The 9,131-nt window shown below is 62.1% G+C and carries 6 protein-coding genes; 1 reads left to right on the plus strand and 5 read right to left on the minus strand.

Annotated elements, in window-relative coordinates; translation table 11 throughout:
* Positions 1–23: 23 nt before the first annotated feature.
* Positions 24–1,370: a metalloprotease PmbA gene (gene pmbA / locus F8N49_RS21345; protein ID WP_024011613.1), complete on the minus strand. Its 1,347-nt coding sequence runs from the start codon at positions 1,368–1,370 to the stop codon at positions 24–26.
* A gap of 108 nt (positions 1,371–1,478) precedes the next feature.
* Between pmbA and yjgA the strand changes: the two genes are divergently transcribed.
* Positions 1,479–2,003 carry a ribosome biogenesis factor YjgA gene (gene yjgA / locus F8N49_RS21350; protein WP_016771692.1) on the plus strand — a complete coding sequence of 175 codons (525 nt, stop codon included), beginning with the start codon at positions 1,479–1,481 and terminating at the stop codon, positions 2,001–2,003.
* A 51-nt stretch (positions 2,004–2,054) separates the two neighbouring features.
* Here the strand turns inward: yjgA and tldD are convergent, their stop codons facing one another.
* The 4 genes from tldD to F8N49_RS21370 all read right to left on the minus strand — a co-directional run.
* On the minus strand, positions 2,055–3,497 hold the full coding sequence (gene tldD / locus F8N49_RS21355; protein WP_016771693.1) for a metalloprotease TldD: 1,443 nt from the start codon (positions 3,495–3,497) through the stop codon (positions 2,055–2,057).
* Positions 3,498–3,501: 4 nt separating this feature from the next.
* On the minus strand, positions 3,502–4,362 hold the full coding sequence (locus F8N49_RS21360) for a carbon-nitrogen hydrolase family protein (protein WP_073473797.1): 861 nt from the start codon (positions 4,360–4,362) through the stop codon (positions 3,502–3,504).
* A gap of 58 nt (positions 4,363–4,420) precedes the next feature.
* A complete protein-coding gene (locus tag F8N49_RS21365; RefSeq protein WP_151552456.1) occupies positions 4,421–8,224 on the minus strand; it encodes a YhdP family protein in 3,804 nt (1,267 codons plus the stop codon).
* A 75-nt stretch (positions 8,225–8,299) separates the two neighbouring features.
* Positions 8,300–9,131: ribonuclease E/G (locus F8N49_RS21370; RefSeq protein ID WP_178117035.1), on the minus strand; the 832-nt coding region annotated here is incomplete at its 5' end.

A 9,131-nucleotide genomic window follows, 5' to 3' on the forward strand; every position in this document is an offset into this window, starting at 1 on the left:
TTTTTTGTTGGCGGATTCGCGGCTTAGCTGCCGGCGACAGTCATCCGCTCGATCAACACCGAGCCGGTGCGGATGTTGCTGCGGAGCTCCAGATCATTACCCACCGCGACAATCTGCTTGAACATGTCGCGCATGTTGCCGGCGATGGTCACTTCCTGCACGGCGAACTGGATCTCGCCGTTTTCCACCCAGAAGCCCGCCGCACCGCGCGAATAGTCGCCGGTGACCATGTTCAGGCCGTGGCCCATCAATTCGGTGACCAGCAGTCCTCGGCCCATGCGCTTCAACAGCGCTGCCTGATCCTCGTCGCCATGGGTGACGAACAGGTTGTGCACCCCGCCCGCGTTAGCGGTGCTCGGCATGCCCAGTTTGCGCCCGGAATAGGTGCCGAGGATGTACGAGACCAACTCGCCCTTCTCGACGAACGGTTTCGCGTAAGTCGCCAGGCCATCACCGTCGTAGGAAGCACTGCCCATGGCGCGCATCAGATGCGGGCGCTCATCAATGGTCAGCCATTCCGGGAACAGCTTCTGCCCCAGAGTGCCTTCCAGAAACGACGATTTGCGATACAGGCTGCCGCCCGACACGGCCGAGAGGAAGCTGCCGAACAGACCGCCCGCCAGTTCGGCGGAAAACAGCACCGGCACTTCGCAGGTCGGCACCGGCCGCGCGCCCAGACGGCTGGCTGCACGTTGCGCGGCACGCTGGCCGATGCTCACCGGATCGGCGAGCAGACTGCCCTGGCGATTGACGTCGTACCAGTAATCGCGCTGCATCTGGCCGTCGGCTTCAGCGATCATCACGCAACTCAGGCTGTGCCGGGTCGATGCGTAACCGCCGATGAAACCGTGGCTGTTGCCGTAAACCCGGCAGCCCTGATGGGTGCTGAGGGTGGTGCCGTCGGCGTTCTTGATCCGCGCATCAGCATCGAACGCCGCCGCCTCGCAGAGCAAAGCCTTCTCGATGGCCTGCTCCGGGGTGATGTCCCATTCGTGGAACAGGTCGAAATCCTGCACATCCCTGGCCATCAGCGCCGCATCGGCCAGACCCGAGGCTTCGTCCTCGGAGGTGTGTTTGGCGATCGCGAGTGCTGCAGCGACGGTTTCACGAATCGCCTCCGGCCCGGTGGCCGAGGTGCTGGCCGAGCCTTTGCGCTGACCGACATACAAGGTAATGCCAAAACCCTGATCACGATTGAATTCAACGGTTTCGACCTCGCGCTGACGCACCGAAGTCGACAGGCCTTGCTCCAGCGACACCGCGACTTCACAGGCGCTGGCGCCCTGGCGCTTGGCTTCGGCGATGATCTGCTCGACCTGTTCTTGCAGTGCCGGCAATGCCTGCGGGCCGACGCTTTGAACTGCACTCATGCTCATCTCCACTCAAATTCTGCTTTCGGCTGGGGTCATCGAGCGACCGGGCCGGACAAGCGGCCCCCGACTGGTTATCATGGCGGCGTTTCTTTGCGGACTGCCACCATGGTTGATTCTTACGACGACTCCCTCGATACGGGAGAAAAAAGCAAATCTCAGGTCAAACGCGAGTTGCATGCGCTGGTTGACCTCGGCGAGCGCCTGACCACACTCAAGCCTGATCTGGTCGCCAAACTGCCGTTGACCGACGCTTTGCGCCGGGCATTGGCCGATGCGCCCAAGCACACCGCGAACATCGCGCGTAAACGGCATTTGCAGTTCATCGGCAAACTGATGCGCGACCAGGACACTGACGCGATTCTGACTCTGCTCGATCAACTCGATGCCTCCACTCGCCAGTACAACGAGCGTTTCCATAATCTGGAACGCTGGCGTGACCGCCTGATCGCGGGCGATGACGCCGTGCTGGAGAAATTCGTCATCGAGTACCCGGACGCCGATCGCCAGCAATTGCGTTCCCTGATCCGTCAGGCCCAGCATGAGGTTGCGCAAAACAAACCACCTGCTTCGAGCCGCAAGATCTTCAAATACATTCGGGAGCTGGACGAGACTCAACGCGGCCTGCGTTGATAATCGCCACCGGGTGGCCGTCCTGCGCGCCACCCGAAAGCCCCGCCTCTCTTATGCGCCCGTGCCACCCACGGTAATCGCATCGATTTTCAGCGTTGGCTGGCCGACACCCACCGGCACCGACTGCCCATCCTTGCCGCACGTACCCACACCGCTGTCCAGCGCCAGATCGTTACCGACCATCGACACCCGGCTCATCGCCTCGGGGCCGTTGCCGATCAATGTCGCGCCTTTGACCGGTGCGGTAATCTTGCCGTCCTCGATCAGATAAGCCTCGCTGGTGGAGAACACGAACTTGCCGCTGGTGATATCGACCTGACCGCCGCCGAGGTTGGCGCAGTAGATGCCCTTCTTCACCGAAGCGATGATTTCCGCCGGATCGCTTTCGCCACCGAGCATGTAGGTGTTGGTCATGCGTGGCATCGGCAGGTGCGCATAGGATTCGCGACGACCGTTACCGGTGCGTGCCACGCCCATCAGCCGCGCATTGAGCTTGTCTTGCATGTAGCCCTTGAGTACGCCGTTTTCTATCAGCGTGGTGCACTCGGTCGGGGTGCCTTCGTCATCGACGCTCAGCGAACCGCGACGGCCGCTCAAGGTGCCGTCATCGACGATGGTGCAAAGTTTGGAGGCAACCATTTCACCCATGCGCCCGCTGTAGGCCGAGCTGCCCTTGCGGTTGAAATCGCCTTCCAGACCGTGGCCGACCGCTTCGTGCAAGAGCACGCCGGACCAGCCGGAACCCAGCACCACCGGCAAGGTACCGGCCGGCGCCGGAATCGCTTCCAGATTGACCAGAGCCTGGCGCAGCGCTTCGCGGGCATAACCCATGGCGCGGTCTTCGGCGAGGAAGTAGCGGTAATCGGTACGCCCACCGCCGCCGTGCCCGCCGCGTTCGCGACGGCCATTTTGTTCGACGATGACGCTTACGTTGAAACGCACCAGTGGACGCACGTCGGCGGCCAGGCCACCGTCGGTGGAGGCCACCAGGATTCGCTCCCAGACCCCGGCCATGCTCACGCTGACCTGCTGAATCCGTGGGTCGAGCGCGCGGGTGGCGACGTCGATGCGTTTGAGCAACTCGACTTTCTCGGCGCGGCTGAGCACTTCCAGCGGGTTATCCGGCGCGTACAGTTGCGCGACGTCTTGGCTGGTGAATGCCTGCACGGTGCCGTTCTGCCCGGCGCGGGAGATCGAACGCGCGGCGCGGGCCGCTGCACCGAGGGCTTCGAGAGTGATCGCGTTGCTGTAGGCAAAACCGGTCTTCTCCCCGGACTGTGCGCGCACGCCGACACCTTGGTCGAGATTGAAGCTGCCTTCCTTGACGATGCCGTCTTCCAGCGCCCATGACTCGGAGATCTGGCCCTGGAAATACAGGTCGGCGGCATCGATGCCCGGCCCGGCCAGATCGCCGAGCACGCCTTGCAGGCTCTCGATCGTGACACCGCCGGGTGCCAACAGGTGATCACTGACTGAGGACAACAACTCGCTCATAGGTTTACGCCTTAAATTCGTGTTCTGAAGCAGGCCGCTGGGCGCCCTGCGAGAAAAACCGCCGATGACGCGTCACCGGCATGCGCGCCCGGATGGACGCTTGTTCATCGCTGTCGCGGGCGGCCAGCAACACCGCCTCGCCTTGATCCTGCTGGGCCAGCACACGCCCCCACGGGTCGACAATCGCCGCATGCCCGAAGGTCTCGCGTGGCCCCGGATGACTGCCGCCCTGTGCGGCCGCGAGGATATAACACTGTGTTTCGATGGCCCGCGCGCGGATCAGTACATCCCAATGCGCGGCGCCGGTTACGGCCGTAAAGGCCGACGGTGCGGTAATCAATTCGGCACCGGCGGCACGCAATTCACTGTACAGCTCCGGGAAACGCAAGTCGTAACACACGCTCAGACCGACTCGCCCCACCGGCGTATCCGCCACCACTACATTACCGCCATAAGCATAGTCATCGGATTCACGGTACCGGCCGCGATTGTCGGCGACATCGACATCGAACAGATGCAGCTTGTCATAGCGCGCGACGATCTCGCCGTATTCATTGATCAACAACGAGCAGGCATTGGCTTTGGCCGTGGGTTGACCCAACGGTGGCAACGGCAATGTACCGGCGACTATCCATAAGGTGAGGTCGCGGGCGGTCTGTTTCAACCAGGGCAGGATCGGCCCTTCGCCCAAGGCCTCGGCGCGGCCGATATCGGCGACGTCGCGACGGCCCATGGCGGCGAAGTTCTCCGGCAGCACCGCGAGCTTCGCTCCGCCGGCGGCGGCCTGTTCAAGCAGGCGTCGGGCTTGGGCCAGATTGGCCGGCACGTCACTCTGGCTGACCATTTGAATCACCGCTAAAGACATGGCGAACTCCCAAAGAGGTATTTGGCCATGCTACTCCATCGCTTCAAGGCCGGGCCGTTCAAAAAGGCTTGTCGAAGGTGATTTTCGGCTCTTTCCATGGGCCTTTGACGGTGTACTTGACGCTGGCGAAGCGCGCGACGCGGTCGCCGATCAGCTTGTCGATGAGGAACAGCGCGCCGCCGACCGCCGGTGCGCCGACGAGCAGCGCGGCGATCGGCAGGTTGTTGGTCACCGGCAAGGTCACCAGCAATTTCGCATCGACCTTGTCACCGACCAGATCCAGCGTGCCGTCCAATTCCAGGTTGCTCGAAGGCCCGGTCAGGCGAATCGGCTCACGTGTCACGTAGACACCGTTGTTCGCCACCAGCAAACCTTTGACCCGGTCGTAGCTCAAGCCTTTGCCGAACAGGTCGGAGAAGTCCAGACGCAGACGCCGGCCGATCGAGTTGAAGTTGAGCAGGCCGAAAACCCGCAGCGCCTGAGCACCACCTTCCACTTCAACGAACTGGCCCTTGTTCAGCGAGGCGTCGAGGGTGCCGGAGAAGCGCTTGGTCGCCAGCCACGCCGGCGAGCCCGGCCAACGTCCATCGACGTCCATATGGAATTCTTCGCTGGTCACGCTAGGCGCGAAGCCCCAGCCTTTGAGCACGTCGGCCAGATTCTTGCCGCCAATGCGGCCCTTGTACCAACTGCTGGTCGCCCCCGGCGCGCCTTCCCAGCCGCCGTTGCCTTGCAGGAGGATGCCCTTGAGCCCCATATCGAGGTTATTCAGGGCGATGCCCTTGGCGGTCGGCCGCACTTTCAGCGACCAGCCACCGACCAGATCGGGGCCGAGGAACAACTGATTGAGGGTGATATCCAGCGCCGGGATTTTCGTCGGGTCGACCGACGCCAATGGATCCGGCGCATTCTCGTCAGCCTGCACCGCCGGGTCCGGCGCCGGCAGTTTCACGTATTGCAGATTCACCGCAATCGGTACGCCCTTGGCGTCCGGCAGGCTGGCGCTGCCCTTGGCCTGTTGGCTGTCGAGCGCCAGGTTCCACGCGCCTGGCTTGCGATTGATCTGCACCGAAGCCTGATCCAGCGTGGTGCCGAACGCGGTCAATTTGCCGACCTTGATGTCAGCACTGCTCAGCAGTTGTTTGGCGCTGCCGCCCGGATCCCCGCCAGCGTACTTGCTGGCCAGATCCTGCCACGGCGCGACGTCCAGTTCCGACAGCACCCCGCGTATGCGCAGGCCCTTGGCGCCCGGCAACACCGCTTCGCCAGCACCGAGAAACAGTTCGCCACGGCCATCGGCGAAATTGCTCGGCGGCGCAGCAAAAGTGAAATTGGCCAGTTGATCGTAATTGACCCAGTACCGCCGCTCCTGCCCTTGCAAGGTCATGCGGAATACCGTGTCACGTCCGACATCGGCGGCCATGCCGAACGGCGCTGGCAGATCCACCGCCACGCCTTTGAGGCTGGAGCTGACCAGCAACTGGCTGTCGGCCCCTGAAAGATTCAGCTGCAACTGATAAGGAATCGTCCCGGACACCGGCAATGGCTGGGTCACGCCCAGCCAGTCAGTGAGCTTTTTCACTTCGACCTGTCCGGATGCGGCCACGCGCGTCTTGATCTGGTTGGGGCTGCCATCAGCGAAGATCTGCGCAGTGACCGGTTTATCGAAGGCCCGTGCAGAGATGTTCTGGCCGCTGAGGCCTTTATTGCTGTCGAAGCGGAAATCGCCCTTGAGCTGGCTCAGTTCCAGTTTCGGTTCGGCCAGTTTCAGCCGCGCGTTGGCAGTTTTGAAATCGACGAGGATTTTCGGTTGCTCGCCCTTGGCCAGCGGAATGTCCAGTTTGAGCTTGCCATTCAGATCACCGGCGCCCTCCCAACCGGCAAAGGTCTCGCCAGTGCCGATCGGCGCGTCCTGGAGAATCTTCAAGCCATCGCCCAGGCCACCGGCAAATGCGCCATCAAGAAACAAATGCGAGTTCTGCCCGGCCGGTACGTGAGGAATATTCACGAAGACATCGCTGACTTGGGTATCGAGCAACTGGCCCTTGCTAGCCCAGATGCGCACGCCGCTGTCCTCGATGAACACGTCACCGCTGACCTTGCTCACGTGCGGCCAGCCCGGCTGAAAGGCCAGTTCGGCGTCGTGCACTTTGAAGAACAAACTGATGCTGCGATCAGCCTCGCCGGCATTCTTGCTCAGCGAGCCCTGATACTGGAAGAAACCCTCATCCACCGCGCCTTTGAGGATCGCCGTGCGCAGCCATTCATCGAGCGCCGGGCTCAACACCGCCGGCAGGTATTTCGCGGTGTAGCGACCGTCACCATCGACGAGGCCGACGCGCAGGTCCATGTAGTCTTCCTGGCTATGGTCGAAGTGCAGGCGGATAAGGAAGTCGCCGGCAATCTTGCCCTCCTCGCCCAGCACCTTCAGGTACGGCGCAATCAGGGTGAAGCCGTCCTTGTCGAGCTTCCAGGTCAGCCGCGCATTGGCCTGCAGGTATTGCCATGGCTTGGCGAAAATCGGATCGAGGTGCAGGACGAAGTCCTTGCTGTCGAGGCGCAACTCACCGCCGTCCAGATTGCCGCTGAGGCTGCCGCTGACATTTCGCGCCGCCGGAGCGCCGTGGTAGGCATCGAAACCGACATTATCGAGGTTGGCGGCAAAGCCGAATTTGTTGCCATCGGTGGCGGTCGGGCGGAAGTCCAGCAACACGTTACGCAGGCCGCCGGTTACCTTCAAACGCTCGACCACTGTGGCGAAGCTTTGCGGCAACGGCCCCAGCGCATTGAGCAGCGGCGTGATCGGGGTCAGATCGAGGCGATCGGCCTGCAAATGCCAGAGCTCTTCAGCGTTGGCGCTGGCGCGAGTCTGCTGCACCTGCACATGGGATTCCCAACGGGTGTCGCCGAAGCTCATCGCCAGTGAATCAAGAGTGACCTTCGCGCCCTCTGCGGTGTTGCGGTAATAGGCGTTGAGCGCCAGATTGTTGATCTGGATCGGCTTGCGCTCGGCGTAGGCACCGGTCACTTGCGGCGCATTCAGGCGCAACGCGGCGCTTTGCAATGCGCCTTCGGCCCAATCGACCCAGAGTTCGCCGCCGGCCTTGATCTCGGAAAAATTCCATTGCTGGGTCAGGCGCTCGGGCAGCCACTTCGACCAGTCGCTCTGCGGCAGGCTGGCATAGCCCTCGATGGCGCTGTTCTGCCATTGATCGGGACGCAGCTGGCTGCGCAGGCTCAGCGCGACAGGCTGGCCATCGGGCAAGGTCAGACGCGCGTCGAGACGCTGGCGGCTGGCGCCGGTGCGCAGATTCAGACCGACATAGGTGAGCGTCATGGGCGGGTGGTCGAGCGGTTGCAGGGTCACCTGGCTGTCGAGCACCGACAATTGCCTGATCATCTGCGAGCGCTGGAACAATTGTGCCGGATCGAACGGTTGATCCTTCTGCACCGGAAGGCCTTCCAGCGCCCAAGTGCCGTCTTCGGCTTCCTTGAGGCTGATCTTCAAACCGTTGAGTTCGATATGCGCGAGGCGCACTTCGCGGGCGAGCACGCTGCCCCACATATCCGGCACCACCCGCACGCGGTCGAGGCGCAGAGCGTTGGCGCCGTCGCCGACCATCACGTCATGGGCCAGCAGGATCGGCGCGAAACCGCTCCAGTTGCCTTCCAGCTCACCGATTTGCAAAGGCATGCCGAGGGCGGCGCTGGCCTTGTCTTCGATGTCGGCGCGGTATTCCGCCACCAGAGGGGTCAGCTCGCGGCCGAGGCTGACGTACAACGCCATCAACACCAGAACCAACGCGCACAGGCCCAGCCCCCAGCGGGTGAGTGCGGCCAAAATGCGTGTCAGACGCTCCATGTCAGTTGGCTCCCATGGCAAAAATACTGCGAAAAGCTGAGGCCAGCCGCGTTGAATGAGTGGTGAGGCAGGGCTTCAGAGCAGCACCACGTCATATTGTTCCTGGGAATACATGGTTTCCACCTGGAAGCGTATGGTGCGGCCGATAAAGCCTTCAAGCTCGGCGACGTTACCGGACTCTTCATCGAGCAGACGATCGACTACTTTCTGGTTGGCCAGCACCCGATAACCCTCGGCCTGGTAAGCCCGGGCCTCGCGCAGAATCTCGCGGAAGATCTCGTAACAGATGGTTTCGGCGGTCTTCAGTTTGCCGCGTCCCTGGCAACTGCTGCACGGTTCGCACAGCACCTGCTCAAGGCTTTCGCGGGTGCGCTTGCGGGTCATCTGCACCAGGCCCAACTCGGTGATGCCGATGATGTTGGTCTTGGCGTGATCGCGCTCCAGCTGTTTCTCCAAAGTGCGCAGGACCTGACGCTGGTGCTCTTCATCTTCCATGTCGATGAAGTCGATGATGATGATCCCGCCGAGATTGCGCAGGCGCATCTGCCGGGCAATCGCCGTGGCCGCTTCGAGGTTGGTCTTGAAAATGGTTTCTTCGAGATTGCGGTGACCGACGAACGCCCCGGTGTTGACGTCAATGGTGGTCATGGCTTCAGCCGGATCGATCACCAGATAACCACCGGACTTCAGCGGCACCTTACGCTCCAGCGCGCGCTGAATTTCGTCTTCAACACCATACAGGTCGAAGATCGGCCGTTCGCCCGGATAGTGTTCCAGACGATCGGCGATTTCCGGCATCAGTTCGGCGACGAACTGTGTGGTTTTCTGAAAGGTTTCCCGCGAGTCGATGCGGATCTTCTCGATCTTCGGATTGACCAGATCACGCAGGGTGCGCAGGGCCAGTCCG

Origin of the sequence: Pseudomonas sp. GXM4 (assembly GCF_008923895.1) — a bacterium.
Lineage (GTDB): Bacteria > Pseudomonadota > Gammaproteobacteria > Pseudomonadales > Pseudomonadaceae > Aquipseudomonas > Aquipseudomonas atacamensis.